The organism is Burkholderia orbicola, assembly GCF_900100915.1.
GTDB lineage: Bacteria > Pseudomonadota > Gammaproteobacteria > Burkholderiales > Burkholderiaceae > Burkholderia > Burkholderia orbicola.
The window spans coordinates 1,961,133-1,979,949 of sequence record NZ_FNKW01000001.1; the positions used below are offsets into that span (position 1 = coordinate 1,961,133).

18 protein-coding genes are annotated in these 18,817 nt (G+C 67.8%); 17 read left to right on the plus strand and 1 reads right to left on the minus strand.

Annotated elements, in window-relative coordinates; translation table 11 throughout:
* Positions 1–19 precede the first annotated feature (19 nt).
* From flgG to BLS50_RS09410, 8 genes are all read left to right on the plus strand, one after another.
* The gene (flgG, locus tag BLS50_RS09375; protein WP_006477564.1) at positions 20–808 is read left to right on the plus strand and encodes a flagellar basal-body rod protein FlgG; all 789 of its coding nucleotides are present in this window, start codon (positions 20–22) and stop codon (positions 806–808) included.
* 21 nt (positions 809–829) lie between these two features.
* The gene (gene flgH, locus BLS50_RS09380; protein ID WP_011546413.1) at positions 830–1,519 is read left to right on the plus strand and encodes a flagellar basal body L-ring protein FlgH; all 690 of its coding nucleotides are present in this window, start codon (positions 830–832) and stop codon (positions 1,517–1,519) included.
* Positions 1,520–1,524: 5 nt separating this feature from the next.
* The gene (locus BLS50_RS09385) at positions 1,525–2,709 is read left to right on the plus strand and encodes a flagellar basal body P-ring protein FlgI (RefSeq protein WP_074802786.1); all 1,185 of its coding nucleotides are present in this window, start codon (positions 1,525–1,527) and stop codon (positions 2,707–2,709) included.
* Complete coding sequence (flgJ, locus tag BLS50_RS09390) at positions 2,710–3,693, plus strand: flagellar assembly peptidoglycan hydrolase FlgJ (RefSeq protein ID WP_074802065.1); 984 nt, start codon at positions 2,710–2,712, stop codon at positions 3,691–3,693.
* A 220-nt stretch (positions 3,694–3,913) separates the two neighbouring features.
* Positions 3,914–4,669 (plus strand): flagellar brake protein, encoded by a 756-nt coding sequence (locus tag BLS50_RS09395; RefSeq protein ID WP_006477567.1) that lies wholly within the window; start codon positions 3,914–3,916, stop codon positions 4,667–4,669.
* Positions 4,670–4,862: 193 nt separating this feature from the next.
* A complete protein-coding gene (flgK, locus tag BLS50_RS09400) occupies positions 4,863–6,794 on the plus strand; it encodes a flagellar hook-associated protein FlgK (protein ID WP_074802067.1) in 1,932 nt (643 codons plus the stop codon).
* 14 nt (positions 6,795–6,808) lie between these two features.
* Positions 6,809–8,044, plus strand: a complete 1,236-nt coding sequence (flgL, locus tag BLS50_RS09405) for a flagellar hook-associated protein FlgL (RefSeq protein ID WP_006477568.1) — start codon at positions 6,809–6,811, stop codon at positions 8,042–8,044.
* A gap of 267 nt (positions 8,045–8,311) precedes the next feature.
* Complete coding sequence (locus BLS50_RS09410; protein ID WP_027807827.1) at positions 8,312–9,619, plus strand: solute carrier family 23 protein; 1,308 nt, start codon at positions 8,312–8,314, stop codon at positions 9,617–9,619.
* Positions 9,620–9,659: 40 nt separating this feature from the next.
* On the opposite strand, the gene BLS50_RS09415 is transcribed toward BLS50_RS09410, so the two are convergent.
* Positions 9,660–10,544: a transcriptional regulator GcvA gene (locus BLS50_RS09415; protein WP_074802069.1), complete on the minus strand. Its 885-nt coding sequence runs from the start codon at positions 10,542–10,544 to the stop codon at positions 9,660–9,662.
* 96 nt (positions 10,545–10,640) lie between these two features.
* On the opposite strand from BLS50_RS09415, the gene BLS50_RS09420 reads away from it, so the two are divergent.
* The 9 genes from BLS50_RS09420 (at position 10,641) to BLS50_RS09465 (ending at position 18,792) form a co-directional block, all read left to right on the plus strand.
* Positions 10,641–11,321 (plus strand): chromate transporter, encoded by a 681-nt coding sequence (locus BLS50_RS09420; RefSeq protein ID WP_011546407.1) that lies wholly within the window; start codon positions 10,641–10,643, stop codon positions 11,319–11,321.
* Positions 11,318–11,845, plus strand: coding sequence for a chromate transporter (locus tag BLS50_RS09425; protein WP_074802071.1), 528 nt, complete (start codon positions 11,318–11,320; stop codon positions 11,843–11,845). Before BLS50_RS09420 ends, BLS50_RS09425 begins: the two co-directional genes overlap by 4 nt.
* A gap of 58 nt (positions 11,846–11,903) precedes the next feature.
* Positions 11,904–12,650 carry a YoaK family protein gene (locus BLS50_RS09430; protein WP_074802073.1) on the plus strand — a complete coding sequence of 249 codons (747 nt, stop codon included), beginning with the start codon at positions 11,904–11,906 and terminating at the stop codon, positions 12,648–12,650.
* Between the two features lie 426 nt (positions 12,651–13,076).
* A complete protein-coding gene (locus BLS50_RS09440; RefSeq protein WP_011546404.1) occupies positions 13,077–14,198 on the plus strand; it encodes a porin in 1,122 nt (373 codons plus the stop codon).
* Between the two features lie 386 nt (positions 14,199–14,584).
* On the plus strand, positions 14,585–14,809 hold the full coding sequence (locus BLS50_RS09445) for a hypothetical protein (protein ID WP_074802787.1): 225 nt from the start codon (positions 14,585–14,587) through the stop codon (positions 14,807–14,809).
* A gap of 240 nt (positions 14,810–15,049) precedes the next feature.
* Complete coding sequence (gene gor / locus BLS50_RS09450; protein WP_074802075.1) at positions 15,050–16,405, plus strand: glutathione-disulfide reductase; 1,356 nt, start codon at positions 15,050–15,052, stop codon at positions 16,403–16,405.
* A 541-nt stretch (positions 16,406–16,946) separates the two neighbouring features.
* Complete coding sequence (locus BLS50_RS09455; RefSeq protein WP_218133155.1) at positions 16,947–17,618, plus strand: CsgG/HfaB family protein; 672 nt, start codon at positions 16,947–16,949, stop codon at positions 17,616–17,618.
* A gap of 57 nt (positions 17,619–17,675) precedes the next feature.
* A complete protein-coding gene (locus BLS50_RS09460; RefSeq protein ID WP_041489255.1) occupies positions 17,676–18,107 on the plus strand; it encodes a DUF4810 domain-containing protein in 432 nt (143 codons plus the stop codon).
* Positions 18,108–18,117: 10 nt separating this feature from the next.
* Positions 18,118–18,792, plus strand: coding sequence for a DUF799 domain-containing protein (locus BLS50_RS09465; protein WP_053524655.1), 675 nt, complete (start codon positions 18,118–18,120; stop codon positions 18,790–18,792).
* The last annotated feature ends 25 nt before the right edge of the window (positions 18,793–18,817 follow it).

The following is an 18,817-nucleotide window of genomic DNA, read 5'->3' on the forward strand; positions in this document are numbered from 1 at the left end:
CACGCAGGAGACCTGACAAGTGAATCGTTCGCTCTATATCGCCGCCACCGGCATGAATGCGCAGCAGGCGCAGATGGACGTGATTTCGAACAACCTCGCGAACACCAGCACGAACGGCTTCAAGGCGTCGCGCGCGGTGTTCGAGGATCTGCTGTACCAGACCATCCGCCAGCCCGGCGCGAACTCGACGCAGCAGACCGAGCTGCCGTCGGGCCTGCAGCTCGGCACCGGCGTGCAGCAGGTCGCGACCGAGCGCCTGTATACGCAGGGCGGCCTCACGCAGACCGGCAACTCGAAGGACGTCGCGATCAACGGCGCGGGCTTCTTCCAGGTGCTGATGCCGGACGGCACCAACGCGTACACCCGCGACGGCTCGTTCCAGACCAACGCGCAGGGCCAGCTCGTCACGTCGAGCGGCTACCAGGTGCTGCCGGCGATCACCGTGCCGCAGAACGCGCAGTCGCTGACGATCGGCAAGGACGGCGTCGTGTCGGTCACGCAGCCGGGTTCGAGCAACGCGGTCCAGATCGGCTCGCTGCAGATCGCGACCTTCATCAACCCGACCGGCCTCGAGGCGAAGGGCGAGAACCTGTTCGCGGAAACGACGTCGTCGGGCGCGCCGAACGTGTCGCAGCCGGGGCTGAACGGCGCGGGCGTGCTCAACCAGGGCTACGTCGAGGCGTCGAACGTGAACGTCGTGCAGGAACTCGTCAACATGATCCAGACGCAGCGTGCCTACGAGATCAACAGCAAGGCCGTGACGACGTCCGACCAGATGCTGCAGACCGTCACGCAGATGAAGAGCTAACCGGAACGTCCCGTCGCAGCCATGAAGCAGGTTCGCCTCCCCTCGTCAGCCACCGTCCGCGCCGCCTGCGCGGTCGCGGTGGCGGCGCTCGCCGGTTGCGCGCAGATTCCGCGCGATCCGATCATCCAGCAGCCGATGACGGCGCAGCCGCCGATGCCGATGTCGATGCAGGCGCCCGGCTCGATCTACAACCCCGGCTACGCGGGGCGGCCGCTGTTCGAGGATCAGCGCCCGCGCAACATCGGCGACATCCTGACGATCATGATCGCGGAGAACATCAACGCGACCAAGTCGTCGGGCGCGAACACGAACCGGCAGGGCAACACCGACTTCAACGTGCCGACCGCCGGCTTCCTCGGCGGGCTGTTCGCGAAGGCGAACCTGTCGGCGACCGGCGCGAACAAGTTCGCGGCCACCGGCGGCGCGAGCGCGGCGAACACGTTCAACGGCACGATCACGGTGACCGTCACCAACGTGCTGCCGAACGGCAACCTCGTGGTCAGCGGCGAGAAGCAGATGCTGATCAACCAGGGCAACGAATTCGTGCGTTTCTCGGGGGTCGTCAACCCGAACACGATCTCGGGCGCGAACTCGGTCTACTCGACGCAGGTCGCCGACGCGAAGATCGAATACTCGTCGAAGGGCTACATCAACGAAGCCGAGACGATGGGCTGGCTGCAGCGCTTCTTCCTCAATATCGCGCCGTGGTGATGACGATGCAGACGACCCTGTTCCACTGCCTGTCGGCCCGCGCGCACGCGGCCGCGCGGCTCGCCGTCGCGTTCGCGGCGGTGGCCGCCGCCTGCGTGCTCGGCGCCGCGCCGGCGCACGCGGAACGCCTGAAGGATCTCGCGCAGATCCAGGGCGTGCGCGACAACCCGCTGATCGGCTATGGCCTCGTCGTCGGCCTCGACGGCACGGGCGACCAGACGATGCAGACGCCGTTCACCACGCAGACGCTCGCGAACATGCTCGCGAACCTCGGCATCTCGATCAACAACGGCTCGGCCAACGGTGGCCCGTCGTCGCTGAACAACATGCAGCTGAAGAACGTCGCGGCCGTGATGGTGACGGCCACGCTGCCGCCGTTCGCGCGGCCGGGCGAAGCGCTCGACGTGACGGTGTCGTCGCTCGGCAACGCGAAGAGCCTGCGCGGCGGCACGCTGCTGCTCACGCCGCTGAAGGGCGCGGACGGGCAGGTGTACGCGCTCGCGCAGGGCAACATGGCGGTCGGCGGCGCAGGCGCCAGCGCGAACGGCAGCCGCGTTCAGGTGAACCAGCTCGCGGCCGGCCGGATCGTCGGCGGCGCGATCGTCGAGCGCGCGGTGCCGAACGCGATCGCGCAGATGAACGGCGTGCTGCAACTGCAACTGAACGACATGGACTACGGCACCGCGCAGCGCATCGTGTCCGCGGTCAACTCGAGTTTCGGCCCGGGCACCGCGACGGCGCTCGACGGCCGCACGATCCAGCTCGCCGCGCCGGCCGATTCGGCGCAGCAGGTCGCGTTCATGGCGCGGCTGCAGAACCTCGACGTGAGCCCGGACAAGGCCGCCGCGAAGGTGATCCTGAACGCGCGCACCGGCTCGATCGTGATGAACCAGATGGTCACGCTGCAGAGCTGCGCGGTCGCGCACGGCAACCTGTCGGTCGTCGTCAACACGCAGCCGGTGGTGTCGCAGCCGGGGCCGTTCTCGAACGGGCAGACGGTGGTCGCGCAGCAGTCGCAGATCCAGTTGAAGCAGGACAACGGCGCGCTGAAGATGGTGACGGCCGGTGCAAATCTCGCCGACGTCGTGAAGGCGCTGAACACGCTCGGCGCGACGCCCGCGGACCTGATGTCGATCCTGCAGGCGATGAAGGCGGCCGGCGCGCTGCGCGCCGACCTGGAGGTGATCTAAATGGCGGCGAACCTTCCGAACGCAAACGACCTCACGCAGCGCTTCGCGCTCGACGTGCAGGGTTTCGACGCGCTGCGCGCGCAGGCGAAGCAGTCGCCGCAGGCCGGCGCGAAGGCGGTGGCCGGCCAGTTCGACGCGATGTTCACGCAGATGATGCTCAAGAGCATGCGCGACGCGTCGCCCGATGGCGGACTGTTCGATTCGCATACGTCGAAGATGTACACGTCGATGCTCGACCAGCAGCTTGCGCAGCAGATGTCGACGCGCGGGATCGGCGTCGCCGACGCGCTGATGAAGCAGTTGCTGCGCAATGCGGGCGCCGGCGCGGGCAGCGATACGGCAGCGGACGTGGGCGCGGGCGGCATGGGCGCCGGCGGCCTTGGCACGGCCGGCAACGAAGGCAGCCTCGCCGCGATGAACGCGATGGCGAAGGCCTATGCGAACGCGGCGAACAACGGCGGGCTCGCCGGTGCGCGCGGCTATTCGGCCGGCAGCGCGCTGACGCCGCCGGTCAAGGGCGCGAGCGGCGTGCAGGACGCGGACGCGTTCGTCGACCGGCTCGCGGCCCCCGCGCAGGCGGCCAGCGCGACGACCGGCATCCCGGCGCGCTTCATCGTCGGCCAGGCCGCGCTCGAATCGGGCTGGGGCAAGCGCGAGATCCGCGCGGCGGACGGCTCGACCAGCTACAACGTGTTCGGCATCAAGGCGAACAAGAGCTGGACCGGCCGCACCGTGTCGGCGCTGACCACCGAATACGTGAACGGCACGCCGCGCCGCGTGGTCGCGAAGTTCCGCGCGTACGACTCGTACGAGCACGCGATGACCGATTACGCGAACCTGCTGAAGAACAACCCGCGCTACGCGGGCGTGCTGAGCGCGAGCCGCAGCGTCGAGGGCTTCGCGCACGGCATGCAGAAGGCCGGTTACGCAACCGACCCGAATTACGCGAAGAAGCTGATCTCGATCATGCAGCAGATCGGCTGACGGGCCCGCCCGTCATCGGTTCGTCCCCCTTTCGGACCGCGCCCGGCAGCCCGCCGCGCGCGGTTTCAACGTTTGCGCGAAATAAATCGCCGTTTCGATCTAAACTTTCGGTCAGCACTGCCGCTAAGTGTGAGAGACCTGCGACCGGGCCCCCGTTCTGGCCCGGTTTTATTGCGTACCGGTTGCCCCGGGCGCCCATGACAAGAAAGACCGGCTAGCCATGAATATCGAAACGTCGACGGACCCCAGCCTGGATGCAGGCCACTCCGGGCCCGACTATGCCCGCCGCAATCCGCTGGAAATCGGCGTGCAGCTGCGCAACCTGGTGAATCGCGGCGATTTCCTGACCGTGCAGTACCCGGGTGGCCAGCTCGTCACGCGTCTGCTCGAGGTCGACGTCGGCGCGCGGACGTTCACGTTCGACTGGGGCGCGCTGTCCGAGCAGAACGCCGGCATCCTCGGCGCATCGCACTGCACGTTCGCGGCCTCGCCGGAGGGCGTGCGCGTCGAATTCACCACGGGCACGCCGCGCGAGACGCGCTACGAGGGGCTGCCCGCGTTCGTCGCCGATTTCCCCGACGTGCTGGTCTGCATCCAGCGTCGCGAATATTTCCGCGTGGACGCGCCGATCGTCGATCCGTTCCTGTGCCGCGGCAAGCTGCCGGACGGCGAGAGCTTCCTGTTCGAGGTGCACAACCTGTCGCTCGGCGGCGTGGGGCTGCGCACGGCCGACGAGCGCGTCGAGGCGCTCGAGGTCGGCACGCTGCTGCCGGACGTCGAGCTCGAGCTGACGGGCCACGGCAAGCTGTCGCTCGACCTGCAACTGGTGTCGCAACGTTCGACGCAGATGCCGAACGGGTCGCGCCGCTACCAGCTCGGCTTCCGCTACATGTCGCTGCCGGGCAGCGCGGAGAACACGCTGCAGCGGCTGATCACCCAGCTCGAAATGAAGCGCCGCTCGCTCGCGCGGGCCTGACGCGCACCCGGCGCCGGCCCCGTCCGGGCCGCCCGCGCAGCGCCGCCGGCGCCCTTCGCCGGCCGCTTCGAACGGCGACGCACGCCGGTGCGCCGCGCGTGCATTTTTTCCTCAATTTTTTCGATCCGCGGCCGTTATACCGGGAGTCACGCAACCCGGCGGCCGCAGCGCGGCCGGCTCATCAGGATCGCGCATGTCCAACTCACTCATGAACCTCGGTGTCAGCGGCCTGAATGCCGCGCTCTGGGGCCTCACGACGACCGGCCAGAACATCAGCAACGCCGCGACGCCCGGCTATTCGGTCGAACGCCCCGTCTATGCCGAGGCAAGCGGGCAGTACACCAGCAGCGGCTACATGCCGCAGGGCGTGAACACCGTCACCGTGCAGCGGCAGTACAGCCAGTACCTGAGCGACCAGCTGAACGGCGCGCAGACGCAGGGCGGCGCGCTGTCGACGTGGTACTCGCTCGTCACGCAGCTGAACAACTACATCGGCAGCCCGACGGCCGGCATCTCGACCGCGATCACGAGCTACTTCACCGGGATGCAGAACGTCGCGAACAGCGCGTCCGACTCGTCGGTGCGGCAGACCGCGATGAGCAATGCGCAGACGCTCGCGAACCAGATCACGGCGGCCGGCCAGCAGTACGACGCGCTGCGCCAGAGCGTGAACACGCAGCTCACCAGCACCGTCACGCAGATCAACGCGTACACCGCGCAGATCGCGCAACTGAACCAGCAGATCGCGTCGGCGAGCAGCCAGGGCCAGCCGCCGAACCAGCTGATGGACCAGCGCGATCTCGCGGTGTCGAACCTGTCGAATCTCGCGGGCGTGCAGGTGGTGCGCAACAGCGACGGCTACAGCGTGTTCATGTCGGGCGGCACGCCGCTCGTCGTCGCGGACAAGAGCTATCAGCTCGCGACCGTCACGTCGCCGTCCGATCCGAGCGAGCTGACCGTCGTGTCGCAGGGCATCGCCGGCGCGACCCCGCAGGGGCCGAACCAGTTCCTGTCCGACGCGTCGCTGTCGGGCGGCACGCTGGGCGGCCTGCTCGCGTTCCGCAGCCAGACGCTCGATCCGGCCGAAGCGCAGCTCGGCGCGATCGCGACCAGCTTCGCCGCGCAGGTCAACGCGCAGAACGCGCTCGGCATCGACCTGTCGGGCAAGGTCGGCGGCAACCTGTTTTCGACCGGCACGCCGATCACCTACGCGAACCAGGGCAATACCGGCAACGCGGCGCTGTCCGTGTCGTTCGCGAACGCCGCGCAGCCGACCACCAGCGACTACACGCTCGCGTACGACGGCACGAACTACACGCTGACCGACCGTGCGACCGGCACGGTGGTCGGTACGTCGACGTCGATGCCGGCCTCGATCGGCGGCCTGAACTTCTCGTTCTCGTCCGGCTCGATGAGCGCCGGCGACAAGTTCACCGTGCAGCCGACGCGCGGCGCGCTGAACGGCTTCGGCCTCGCGACGTCGAACGGCTCCGCGATCGCGGCGGCCGCGCCGTACGTGCCGTCGGCCACGACGACCAACACCGGCAACGGCACGATCGGCGGGCTGTCGGTCACGAGCGCGACGGCCGCGGCCAACGCGCACAACTACACGATCACGATGGGCGGCACCACGGCCGCGCCGACCTACACGGTCACCGACAACACGGCCGTGCCGCCGACGACCAGCGCCGCGCAGCCGTACCAGTCCGGCTCGTCGATCACGCTGACGGCGGGCGTCACGGTCACGGTGTCGGGCACGCCGGCGGTGGGCGACACGTTCAAGGTCGCGCCGAACACGGGCGGCACGAACGACGGCAGCAACGCGCTCGCGCTGTCGAAGCTCGTCAACTCGAAGTCATTCGGCAACGGCTCGGCCACGCTGACGGGCGCATACGCGAACTACGTGAACGGCATCGGCAACACGGCGAGCCAGCTGAAGTCGTCGAGCGCCGCGCAGACCGCGCTGGTCGGCCAGATCACGCAGGCGCAGCAGTCGGTGTCGGGCGTGAACCAGAACGAGGAAGCGGCCAACCTGATGCAGTACCAGCAGCTCTACCAGGCGAACGCGAAGGTGATCCAGACCGCGTCGACGCTGTTCCAGACCGTGCTCGGCCTGTTCAACTGATTTCGGGGTAAGCGATGCGGATTTCCACTGCGCAGTTCTACCAGATGAACGTTGCCCAGATGAGCGACCAGCAGGCGCAGCTCTCGCAGCTGTACCAGCAGATCTCGAGCGGCGTGAGCCTCGCGACGCCGGCCGACAACCCGCTCGGCGCGGCGCAGGCCGTGCAGCTGTCGATGACGTCGGCGACGCTGTCGCAGTACGCGTCGAACCAGAACGCCGCGCTGTCGTCGCTGCAGAAGGAAGACCAGACGCTCATCAGCGTCAACAACCTGCTCAACAGCATTCACACGGTCGTGATCCAGGCCGGCGACGGCTCGTTGTCGGACAGCGATCGCTCGGCGTTGTCGACGCAGTTGCAGGGCTATCGCGACCAGTTGCTGACGCTCGCGAATTCGACCGACGGCTCGGGCAACTATCTGTTCGCGGGCTTCCAGTCGGCCACCGCGCCGTTCTCGAACGCGCCGGGCGGCGGCGTGACCTACAGCGGCGACACCGGCTCGCGCCAGGTGCAGATCGCCGACACGCGCTCGATCGCGCAGGGCGACAACGGCGCGAACGTGTTCCTGTCGGTGCCGATGCTCGGCAGCCAGCCGGTGCCGCTCGCCGGCGCGGCCAACACCGGCACGGGCACGATCGGCGGCGTGACGATCACGAGCCCGTCGGCCGCGTCCAACGCGCACCAGTTCACGATCGCATTCGGCGGCACGGCCGCCGCGCCCACCTACACGGTGACCGACAACACCGTCGTGCCGCCGACCACGACGACCGCGCAACCGTATTCGGACGGCGCCGGGATCGCGCTCGGCAACGGCCTGTCGGTGCCCGTGTCGGGCAAGCCGGCCCCGGGCGACACGTTCACGGTCACGCCCGCGCCGCAGGCCGGCACCGACGTGTTCGCGGCGCTCGACACGATGATCGCCGCGCTGAAGGTGCCGATCAGCAGCAACACGACCGCCGCGACCGCGCTCGCGAACGCGATGACCACCGGCACGACCAAGCTGAACAACATGATGACGAACGTCCTCACGGTGCAGGCGTCGGTCGGCGGCCGCGAGCAGGAAATCAAGGCGATGCAGGCCGTGAACCAGACCAACACGCTGCAGGTCAGCAGCGACCTGGCCGACCTGACGAGCACCAACATGGTCGCGACGATCAGCCAGTTCCTGCAGATGCAGAACGCGCTGACGGGGTCGCAGAAGGCTTACGCGCAATTGCAGAACCTGTCGCTGTTCCAGTACATCAATCCGTGATGCACGACGCGCCGGCGGCGAGGTGAGCGCACGCTTACTTCGCTGTCGGCGCCCGCCGCCGCCCGTGCATCGTGTGCGGACGGACGCTTCACCGGGCCGCGCGGTCGCGCACCGGTTCTCTCATGCGGGCTGCCGCGTCCTCGTTTGGCCGGCCGCGCATACCGGCTCGCTTGCCAGCCCCCATTCCGCTCCGTAAACTCGCGCCAGATTCCAGACCGGCGCATCCCTGGCAGCCGGCGACCGACGACCGACAGGAGCGCTTTCCCCATGTCCGATTCCTATTTCCCGCGCTGGCGGGTCCAGCCGACCGGCGCGGCCTCGCGCGTCGTCGGCCCCGACGAGCGCCTCGCGTGGCCGCAGATGATCGCGATGGGTGTGCAGCACGTTGTCGCGATGTTCGGTTCGACCGTGCTCGCGCCGCTGCTGATGGGCTTCGACCCGAACCTGTGCATTTTCATGTCGGGCATCGGCACGCTGCTGTTCTTCGTGCTGGTCGGCGGCCGCGTGCCGAGCTACCTCGGCTCGAGCTTCGCGTTCATCGGCCTGGTGATCGCGGTGACGGGCTATGGCGGCAGCGGCCCGAACCCGAACATTCCGGTCGCGCTCGGCGGGATCGTCGCGTGCGGCGTCGTGTACGTCGCGCTCGGCGCGCTGGTGCAGGCGATCGGCACGCGCTGGATCGAGACGCTGATGCCGCCCGTCGTGACCGGCGCGGTGGTCGCGGTGATCGGGCTGAACCTCGCGCCGATCGCGGTCAAGGGCGTGTCGGGCTCGACCTTCGAATCGGTGATGGCGCTCGTCACGGTGCTGTGCGTCGGCGGTGTCGCGGTGTTCGCGCGCGGGATGATGCAGCGCCTCTTGATCCTCGTCGGGCTCGTGATCGCGTACGTGATCTACGCGATCGCGACCAACGGAATGGGCCTCGGCAAGCCGATCGATTTCGCGATCGTCGCGCAGGCCGCGTGGTTCGGTGTGCCGAGCTTCCGCGCGCCGGTGTTCGATCCGCACGCGATGCTGATGCTCGCGCCGATCGCGGTGATCCTGGTCGCGGAGAACCTCGGCCACATCAAGGCCGTCAGCGCGATGACGGGCACCAACCTCGACCGCTACGTCGGTCGCGCGTTCATCGGCGACGGGCTCGCGACGATCGTCTCGGGCAGCGTCGGCGGCACGGGCGTGACCACCTACGCGGAGAACATCGGCGTGATGGCCGTCACGCGCATCTATTCGACGCTGGTGTTCGCGGTCGCCGCGCTGATCGCGATCGGGCTCGGCTTCTCGCCGAAGTTCGGCGCGGTGATCCAGACGATTCCCGGCCCCGTGCTCGGCGGCGTGTCGATCGTGGTGTTCGGGCTGATCGCGGTGACGGGCGCGCGGATCTGGGTCGTCAACAAGGTCGACTTCTCCGACAACCGCAACCTGATCGTCGCGGCCGTTACGCTGGTGCTCGGCGCCGGCGACTTCTCGCTGAAGATCGGCGGCTTCGGGCTCGGCGGGATCGGCACCGCGACGTTCGGCGCGATCATCCTGTACGCAATCCTGCGCAAGGAGAAGGAACCGGGGCCGGTGGTCTGATTCGGGAGCGGGCGGTGCAATGCCGCCCGCGGGCGCGCCTTCATGCGCCGGTATTCGACTGCCCCTGCAGCCACGCGCAGAACTGCGCGACGAGCGGATCGTCGGCCGGCGCGCCCGGCGCGATCCACCAGTAGCTGCGCGTCGCGATGCGCGGCCCGTCGAGCGGCATCACCAGGCGCCCGCTCGCGAGCTCGTCGTCGATCAGCGGCAGCGGGCCGAGCGCGACGCCGAGCCCGTCGACGGCCGCCTGCAGCGCCAGGTAGAAGTGATCGAACGACTGCCGCTTGCGCCCCTTCATCGTCACGCCGGCCGCCGCGAACCAGTCGCGCCAGCCTTCCGGCCGCGTATCCGAATGCAGCAGCACGTGCCGCGCGAGATCGTCCGCGCGCGCGATCGGCGCGCGCTTGAGCAGCGCCGGGCTGCACACCGGAATCACGCTTTCGTCGAGGAAGTGACCGCTCGTGCAGTTCGGCCAGTGGCCGGGGCCGCGGCGGATCGCGACGTCGAAGCCGTTCAGCGTGTCGAGCGGCGCATTCGACGTCGACAGCTTCAGCTCGACGTTCGGCACGTCGCGCTGGAACCGCGACAGGCGCGGCAGCAGCCATTTCATCGCGAAGGTCGGCAGCGCGTTGATGCGCAGCACGCGCGCCGCGCCGGTGTTGCGCAACTGTTCGGTGGCGAGCGCGATGCTGTCGAAGGCCGCGCGCACGGTGTCCAGGTAGCGGCGGCCTTCGTCGGTGAGCTTCACGCGCTTGCCGTAGCGGTGAAACACCGGCTTGCCGAGCCACGCCTCGAACCCGGCGATCTGTCGGCTGATGGCACCGTGAGTCACATGCAGCTCGTCGCCGGCGGCGCTGAAGCTTTCATGTCGTGCCGCGGCTTCAAAGGCCCGAAGCGCGGAAAAGGGTGGGAGATCGCGTGCCATGCTTGTGATTCTAGATCACAAGGGCGCGCCGATAAAATCGTTTTGCCGGAATCCTGAACGGCGGTAACCTCGATTCACCGTTTGATGAGGAGCCCCATGCAATCCGCTTTTCAGCCTGACTCGCCGCCCGCTTCCCCGCCGCCTGGCGCGTCTCCTCGCAGCGTCGGCCTCGCCGAGCTGTTCACCGGTTTCCTGTCGCTCGGCCTGATGTCGTTCGGTGGCGCGTTGCCGTTCGCGCGGCGCACGATCGTCGACGAGCGCAAGTGGCTCTCCGCCGACGAATTCACCGATCTGCTCGGCCTGTGCCAGTTTTTGCCGGGCGGCAACGTGATCAACCTGTCGGTCGCCGTCGGCATGCGCTTTCGCGGCGTCGCCGGCGCGTTCGCCGGCATTCTCGGGCTGATCGCGGGCCCCACGCTCGTCGTCGTCGCGCTCGGCGTGCTGTACGCGAAGACGCAGAACGATCCGCGCGTGCAGCACCTGTTCGCGGGGCTTGCCGCGGCGGCGGCCGGCCTGCTCGTCGCGATGGCCGTGAAGGTCGCGAAGCCGCTGCTGCGGGCGCCGCGCACGGCGGCGGCGATCGCGGCGCTCGCGTTCGTCGCGATCGCGGTGCTGCGCATGCCGCTGTTGACCACGATGCTGGTGTTGACGCCCGTCAGCATCTGGCTCGCGTCGCGCCGTCGCGATGGGCGCACGCCGCGGCCGGCGCCGGCTGCCGCGCCCGGCACGCAGGGCGCGCCCGACGCGCCCCGCTCGCAACAGGAGGGCCGGCCATGAGCGATACGCTGATCGCCATCGCGACGATCTTCAGTCAGTTGTCGCTGCTCGCGTTCGGCGGCGGCAACACGATCCTGCCGGAGATGCAGCGGCAGGTCGTCGACGTGCATCACTGGATGAGCGCGCACGAGTTCACCGCGCTGTTCGCGCTGGCCCAGGCGGCGCCCGGGCCGAACATGATGATCGTGTCGCTGGTCGGCTGGCACGTGGCCGGCTGGGCCGGGCTGCTGGTCGCGTCGCTCGCGAAGTTCGGGCCGTCGTCGATCGTCACCGTGCTCGCGCTGCATGCGTGGGAGCGCTTTCGCGACCGGCCGTGGCGCCGCTACATGCAGCAGGGGATGATGCCGGTGACGGCCGGGCTCGTCGCGGCAAGCGCGGTGCTGATTTCCGAGGCGTCGAACCGCACCGCGATCCAGTGGGGCATCACGGCCGCGTGCGCGGTGCTGGCGTGGCGCACGCGCATCCATCCGCTGTGGCTGCTCGCGGGTGGTGCGCTGATCGGGCTCACGGGCATCGGGCAGTGAGCTGCGCACAACCGCCCTCCCGTGCGCGATACTGGCGCGACTTTTCACGGGAGGATCGATGGATCTCGACGGCGCCAGCCGCAATCTCACTGTCGCCGCGTTGCTGACGCTGTCCGGCGGCTATCTCGACGCGTACACGTACGTCGGCCACGGCCACGTGTTCGCGAACACGATGACCGGCAACGTCGCGCTGCTCGGCATCAACCTGTCGGCCGGCGAATGGGCCGCGGCGCTGCATCACGTACCGCCGCTCGGCGGCTTCGTGCTCGCGGTGTTCGTCGCGCACCTGTTCGGTCTCGCCGCGGGGCGCGGCTGGATGCGGCATACGGCGTTCGTGAGCCTGATCGTCGAAATCGCGTTTCTCGGCGTCGCCGCGAGTGGTCTCGTCGGCGCGTCGAGCGCATGGCTGATTCCGGGCATCTCGTTCGTCGCGACGCTGCAGACGCTGTCGTTCACCCATCTCGAGGAACTGTCGTACACGTCGGTGATGACGACCGGCAACCTGCGGCGTGCGGCGCAGAAGCTGTTCGTCGGGCTGATCCCGCGCTACGACGCGGGGGCGCTGCACGACTCGGCGCTGCTCGCGACGATCAGTTTCTGTTTCCTGGCCGGCGCGGTGGTCGGCGGCCTCGTGACGCGGCTCGTGCCGGACATCGCGCTGTGGGGCGCCGTGCTGCTGCTCGTCGGTGCGTTCGCGGAGATCGTGCGGCGGGCGTGGCGTCGCGCGGGGAACGGCGGTGCGGGCGGCGAGGACGGTAACGACGACGCGGGCGCCGGCAGCGACGGGGCGGCGCAGACGGCCTGACGGCAGGTGGCAATCGGACAACCCCAAGTCGCAAGTCGCAAGCCGCAAGCGGCAAGCGGCAAGCGGCAAGCGGCAAGCGGCAAGCGGCAAGCGGCAAGCGGCAAGCGGCAAGCCGATCGCAACGATCGCACCGACCATTTCACTGCGCCGCGCCGCGCCGCACTGCACCATCGCCGAACCTTACAGCGCCGCACGTGCCCGCCGGCGCCGTCGCGCACCCTCCCGTCGCCGCGCGAGACAGGCCCGGCGCGGGAACCGTTGTTCCCGGACGACAATCGCGCGATTGCCGCGTATTTCAATTTCTTTCAGCGTTCGCACTGGTCTTATGATTCAGCCCACATCGCGCACGCCATGAACGTGTGCGATCGCCACCCGGCTGCGCACGCGGCCGGCCATGAATGGAGACACCTACAAAAGGGAAAGCTCATGAAGCAGACCACCCGACTCGCAGTCATCGCAGGGGGCGCGGCGCTGGCCTTCGCCAGCCAGTACGCAGCAGCACAAAGCTCGGTCACGCTCTGGGGCGTCGCCGACGCCAGCATTCGTTACCTGACCAACGCCAACGCCAAGAACGACGGCCTGCTGTCGATGACCAACGGCGCGATCACGAACAGCCGCTTCGGCATCTACGGCACGGAAGACCTCGGCGGCGGCCTGAAGGCCGTGTTCAACCTCGAGAGCGGCGTGAACCTGCAGAACGGCGCGTTCGCCGACAGCGGCCGCCTGTTCAACCGCGCGGCGTACGTCGGCCTGCAGAGCCCGTACGGCACGGTGACCCTCGGCCGCCAGAAGACGCCGCTGTTCGACCTGCTGTCGGACACCTACGATCCTCTGACGGTCGGCAACTACCTCGAAAACGCGTGGCTGCCGGTTGCACTCGGCGGCGGCCTGTATGCGGACAACCAGATCAAGTACACGGGCAAGTTCGAGGGCCTGACGGCGAAGGCGATGTACTCGACCGGCACCAACTACGAATCGACCGGCGCCGGCGGCTTCTCGGGCCAGATTCCGGGTTCGCTCGGCAAGGGCAATGCGTGGGGCGTGTCGCTGTCGTACGTGATGGGCCCGCTCAGCATCGCGGCCGGTGCGCAGCAGAACAGCGACAACTCGGCGCGCAAGCAGACGATCTACCACGCGAACGTCGTGTACGCGTTCAGCAAGGCGAAGATCTACGCGGGCTACCTGCGCTCGAAGGACGACACGGGCTTCGTCGACAGCCTGCTCGCGCAGCAGTCGATTCCGGTCGCGAAGGGCACGGGCCGGATCGACGACGGTCCGTTCGCGGGCGTGAGCTGGCAGGTCAGCGCGCCGCTGACGCTGACGGGCGCGTTCTACTACGACCACATGCGCAATGCGATGACCACGAACGGCACGCTCGCGAGCGGCAACCGCTACGCGATCGTCGGCATCGCCGAGTACGCGCTGAGCAAGCGCACCGAAATCTACGGCACCGTCGACTTCAACAAGACGAACGGCGCGGCGAACGTCGAGCTGCCCGGCCGCAGCAACCAGACGGGCATTGCGATCGGCCTGCGCAATATCTTCTGACGAACGTCGGAACGCACGCGCCGGCTTCGTCCGGCACGCACCGAAGAGGCTCCGCGAGGAGCCTCTTTTTTTTCGTCACGCGAGTTTCAATGCGAGCTTCATACGCGCACACGACTATTCGGCGGGCGCTCCATTGCGGAAGTCCCGCGCCGTAAGCGATCCGTCGGCAATCCAGAACATACTTTTACAGTCCGCGCGCAGGCTTTCCGCTACGCTGCGTGCATCGCGCGTGGCATGCCGTCCGGCGTGCGCGTGCGTCGTTCCGGTGGCGCTTCGCGAGCGCGGCCGGCCTGGTGCGTAACTTGTGTATCCGGCGATGACAAACACGGTCCGCCGGTTTCTTTCGTGGGACGATGCGCTCACGATTTTCTTGAAAGGGGATGACGATGGGTATCCTGAATGTCGTGGGTGAGATCGCCGGCGCAGTCGCCGCCGTCGAAGGCGCGGAAAAGCTGGATCCGGATGCGGGCCTCCTGACCAAGGCGGCCGCGGCCGTCGCCGGTTTCAAGGGCGCCGAGGCGATCGAAGGCATGCTCGAGAAGAAGGAAGAGCAGCCGCAGCAGGCGGACGATACGCAGGCGACGGACGGCAGCGACACGTCGCAGGCATGAGCATGGCGGCCGGTCCGGCCGCGGGCGCGCCCTTCGCGTGCCCGGGCCGGCCGGTGCCGCGCAATCGGCAGGTCGGGCATGCGGTCGATCGGTGCGCATGGCACAACCGCCAGCCGGTTTGACCGGCGAGAGGCCTCGTCTCTCGCCGTTTTTTATTGGGCGCGCGGCACGCACCACGCGCCGCACGAATTCCCGAATCTTGCTATCGTCCCTCCATCCGAACTGCGATGAGGGAATGCGATGGATTTCGACTACGACCTGTTCGTCATCGGCGCCGGCTCGGGCGGCGTGCGGCTCGCGCGCATGTCCGCGTCATACGGCGCACGCGTCGGCATAGCGGAAGAAGAGCAGATCGGCGGCACCTGCGTGCTGCGCGGCTGCATCCCGAAGAAGCTGCTCGTCTACGCGTCGCACTACCCGCACGAAGTCGACGACGCGAAGGGCTTCGGCTGGACCTTCGGCGCCGGCACGCTCGACTGGTCCGCGCTGATTGCCGCGAAGGATCGCGAGATCAACCGGCTGAGCGACATCTACATCAACCTGCTGCGGCAATCGGGCGTCGACATGCACGCCGGCCGCGCGACGCTCGTCGATGCGCATACCGTCGCGATCGGCGAGCGTACGATCCGCGCGCGCCACATCGCGATCGCGACCGGCTCGCGGCCGTCGCTGCCGCCGCGGCCCGGCATCGAGCATGCGATCACGTCGCGCGAGGCGCTGTCGCTCGCGGCGCTGCCCAAACGCATCGCGGTGGTCGGCGGCGGCTATATCGCGGTCGAGTTCGCGGGCATCTTCAACGGTTTCGGCAGCCACGTCGAGCTGTTCTATCGCGGCGAACAAATCCTGCGCGGCTTCGACGACGACGTGCGTCAATTCCTGACCGACGAGATGACGAAGCAGGGCGTCGCGATTCATGCCCGCGCGGTGATCGAATCGATCGAGCGCGCAGATGACGGCACGCTGTTCGTACAGGTCGGCGACGCGCGGCACGGGCCGTACGATCAGGTGCTCTATGCGACCGGCCGCGTGCCGAACGTTGACGGAATCGGGCTCGAGCAGGCGGGCATCCTGCTCGATGCGCGCGGCGCGATTGCCGTGGATGCGTATTCGGCGACGTCGGTGCCGTCGATCCACGCGATCGGCGACGTCACGTCGCGGCCGCAGCTCACGCCGGTCGCGACGCGCGACGCCGGGCTGCTCGCGCGCACGCTGTTCGGCGGGTCGCGCGTGGCGGTCGACCACGCGTACGTGCCGTCGGCCGTGTTCAGCCAGCCGGAGGTCGCGACGGTCGGCCTGACCGAAGCCGATGCGCGTCGTACGCTGGGCGACGTCGACATCTACCGCACGTCGTTCAAGGCGCTGCGCCACACGCTGTCGGGTCGCGACGAGCGCACGCTGATGAAGCTTGTCGTCGCGCGCGACAGCCAGCGCGTGGTCGGCGCGCACATGGTCGGCCGCGAGGCGGGCGAGATCATCCAGGGCATCGCGATCGCGATTCGCGCGGGCGCGACGAAGGCGCAGTTCGACGACACGATCGGCATTCATCCGACCGCGGCCGAGGAATTCGTGACGATGCGGCAGAAGGTGGCCGATTAGCAGGAACCGGGAAACCGCACGCGCGTTTGCACCGATGCATGCGCGCGTGCGGTCGGCATGCCGAACGGCGTATTTTCGAGATATCGATCGTTCGGATCGAAGAGGCGGATTAACGTGTGTCGGTATCGCCGGATCGATCGCTAATCCGCCGATATCGACACGGACGAGCGGCGGGTATCGATCGTGTGTCGCGCGAGCCCATGCCTGCAAGGCTTTACGCGTGAATGGATCGCCTATTCGATATAAGCGTGAAAATCGTCAATTATTATCAAGATAGGCCGTCTTGATAAACAGGCTTGATATGATCGCGAAAAATCATATACGGGGCCGACCATGCGCGATCAACAGCGCAGTAATCAGAATAACGGAATCATCCGTGCGCGCGATGCCCGCGCGTATCGCATTATCCATCCGCTTTTCGCCGTGACGCATCCGTTGCGCGCGTTCCTCCATGACTTGCCGCGATCGCCGAATCGGCGATGAACGCGTGCGCGTGCCCCGCGCAGTGCCCTCTTTTCCAGCAAGGAGACCCGCAGTGAACATTCAGACACGACGCACCGTCCTCGTGGCGGCGGCGGTCGTCGCAGCGCTGTCCGGCTGCGCGACCGAATCGTCGCGCACGCTCGACGTGCCGGCCGTCAGCAGCGCGCAGAAGCCGTACGCGGGCAAGCCCGTCGCGATCGCCGTCGGCAAGTTCGACAACCGGTCGAGCTACATGCGCGGCATCTTCTCCGACGGCATCGACCGCCTCGGCGGACAGGCGAAGACGATCCTCGTCACGCGCCTGCAGCAGAGCCGCCGCTTCAACGTGCTCGATCGCGAGAACCTCGACGAGATCAGGCAGGAAGCGGGCTTCATGAAGAAGGCGCAGGCCGTGAAGGGCGCGAACTACGTGGTGACCGGCGACGTGACCGAGTTCGGCCGCAAGGACGTCGGCGATCATCAGCTGTTCGGCATTCTCGGCCGCGGCAAGACGCAGGTCGCGTACGCGAAGGTCAACCTGAACATCGTCGACACGACGACGTCGGAAGTCGTCGCATCGAGCCAGGGCGCGGGCGAGTTCAGCCTGTCGAACCGCGAGGTGATCGGCTTCGGCGGCACGGCCGGCTACGACTCGACGCTCAACGGCAAGGTGCTGGACCTCGCGATCCAGGAAGCCGTGAACCATCTCGTCGACCAGGTCGACGCCGGCGTGCTGAAGTCCGCGCAATAAGTGCCGCGCGCGATACGGCGCGCACGAATCATTTCACCAACCAGAAGAGACAAGACCATGAAACGGGGAATCTGGCTGCCGGCGACGGCGGCCGCCTTGCTGCTCGCGGGCTGCGCGGCGCCGACCACGCCGCCGCTGTATCAGTGGACCGGCTATCAGCCGCAGGTGTACGAATACTTCAAGGGGCAGCAAGCGCCGCAGCAGCAGATCGACGCGCTCGAAAAAGCGCTGCAGGAGATCCGCGCGAAGGGCCATACGCCGCCGCCGGGTTTCCATGCGCATCTCGGGATGTTGTATGCGAGCGTCGGCAACGAGCAGCAGGCCGAGCAGGAACTGCAGGCCGAGAAGCAACTGTTCCCGGAATCCGCCGCGTATATGGATTTCCTGATGAAGAAGAAGGCCGGTGCATCGAAAGCCGCGAATGCGGCGGCCGCGGGCCAGACCGTTGCCGGTCAGAAGAACGCCGATTCGAATCCCGCCAAACAGTGACACGCCCGCCATGTTCAAGACACTTTCATTCAAGCTGCTGTTTGCGCTGTCGATCGCCGCGCTGCTGAGCGCGTGCGCGCAACCGGTACAACGTCCCGACTACACGGCGTTCAAGAAGAGCCAGCCGCGCTCGATCCTCGTGCTGCCGCCGGTCAACGAAACCACCGACGTCGGCGCGACTTACGGCGTGCTGTCGCAAATGACGCTGCCGCTCGCCGAGTCGGGCTACTACGTGGTGCCCGTCGCGGTGATGGACGAGACGTTCAAGCAGAACGGCCTGACGAACGCGACCGACATCCAGGCTACGTCGCCGGCGAAGCTGCGCGAGATCTTCGGCGCGGACGCCGCGCTGTATTCGAAGATCACGCAGTACGGCTCCGTCTACCAGCTGGTCGACAGCACGACGATCGTTTCCGCGTCGGCGAAGCTCGTCGACCTGAAGAATGGCGACGTGCTGTGGCAGGGCGAGGGCCGCGCGACCGGCAAGGAAGTCGGCAACAACATGAGCGTCAATGCGTTCGGCATCGTCGGGGCGCTCGTGCAGGCGGCCGTCAAGCAGGTCGCGCATTCGCTGACCGACGAAGCGCATGACGTGGCCGGGCTGACGAGCACCAGGCTGTTGTCGGCCGGCCCGCCGAACGGGCTGCTGTACGGGCCGCGCTCGCCGAAGTACGGTACCGACTGACGCGCGGCGGCGCCACGCCAATCCT

Coding starts and splice junctions, on each gene's coding strand:
- flgJ (WP_074802065.1), top strand. CDS start 2,710: ATGGCGGCGAACCTTCCGAACGCAAACGACCTCACGCAGCGCTTCGCG.
- BLS50_RS09385 (WP_074802786.1), top strand. CDS start 1,525: ATGCAGACGACCCTGTTCCACTGCCTGTCGGCCCGCGCGCACGCGGCC.
- BLS50_RS09430 (WP_074802073.1), top strand. CDS start 11,904: ATGGATCTCGACGGCGCCAGCCGCAATCTCACTGTCGCCGCGTTGCTG.
- BLS50_RS09465 (WP_053524655.1), top strand. CDS start 18,118: ATGTTCAAGACACTTTCATTCAAGCTGCTGTTTGCGCTGTCGATCGCC.
- BLS50_RS09395 (WP_006477567.1), top strand. CDS start 3,914: ATGAATATCGAAACGTCGACGGACCCCAGCCTGGATGCAGGCCACTCC.
- BLS50_RS09460 (WP_041489255.1), top strand. CDS start 17,676: ATGAAACGGGGAATCTGGCTGCCGGCGACGGCGGCCGCCTTGCTGCTC.
- flgH (WP_011546413.1), top strand. CDS start 830: ATGAAGCAGGTTCGCCTCCCCTCGTCAGCCACCGTCCGCGCCGCCTGC.
- BLS50_RS09415 (WP_074802069.1), bottom strand. CDS start 10,544: ATGGCACGCGATCTCCCACCCTTTTCCGCGCTTCGGGCCTTTGAAGCC.
- BLS50_RS09420 (WP_011546407.1), top strand. CDS start 10,641: ATGCAATCCGCTTTTCAGCCTGACTCGCCGCCCGCTTCCCCGCCGCCT.
- BLS50_RS09440 (WP_011546404.1), top strand. CDS start 13,077: ATGAAGCAGACCACCCGACTCGCAGTCATCGCAGGGGGCGCGGCGCTG.
- gor (WP_074802075.1), top strand. CDS start 15,050: ATGGATTTCGACTACGACCTGTTCGTCATCGGCGCCGGCTCGGGCGGC.
- BLS50_RS09425 (WP_074802071.1), top strand. CDS start 11,318: ATGAGCGATACGCTGATCGCCATCGCGACGATCTTCAGTCAGTTGTCG.
- BLS50_RS09410 (WP_027807827.1), top strand. CDS start 8,312: ATGTCCGATTCCTATTTCCCGCGCTGGCGGGTCCAGCCGACCGGCGCG.
- flgL (WP_006477568.1), top strand. CDS start 6,809: ATGCGGATTTCCACTGCGCAGTTCTACCAGATGAACGTTGCCCAGATG.
- flgK (WP_074802067.1), top strand. CDS start 4,863: ATGTCCAACTCACTCATGAACCTCGGTGTCAGCGGCCTGAATGCCGCG.
- BLS50_RS09445 (WP_074802787.1), top strand. CDS start 14,585: ATGGGTATCCTGAATGTCGTGGGTGAGATCGCCGGCGCAGTCGCCGCC.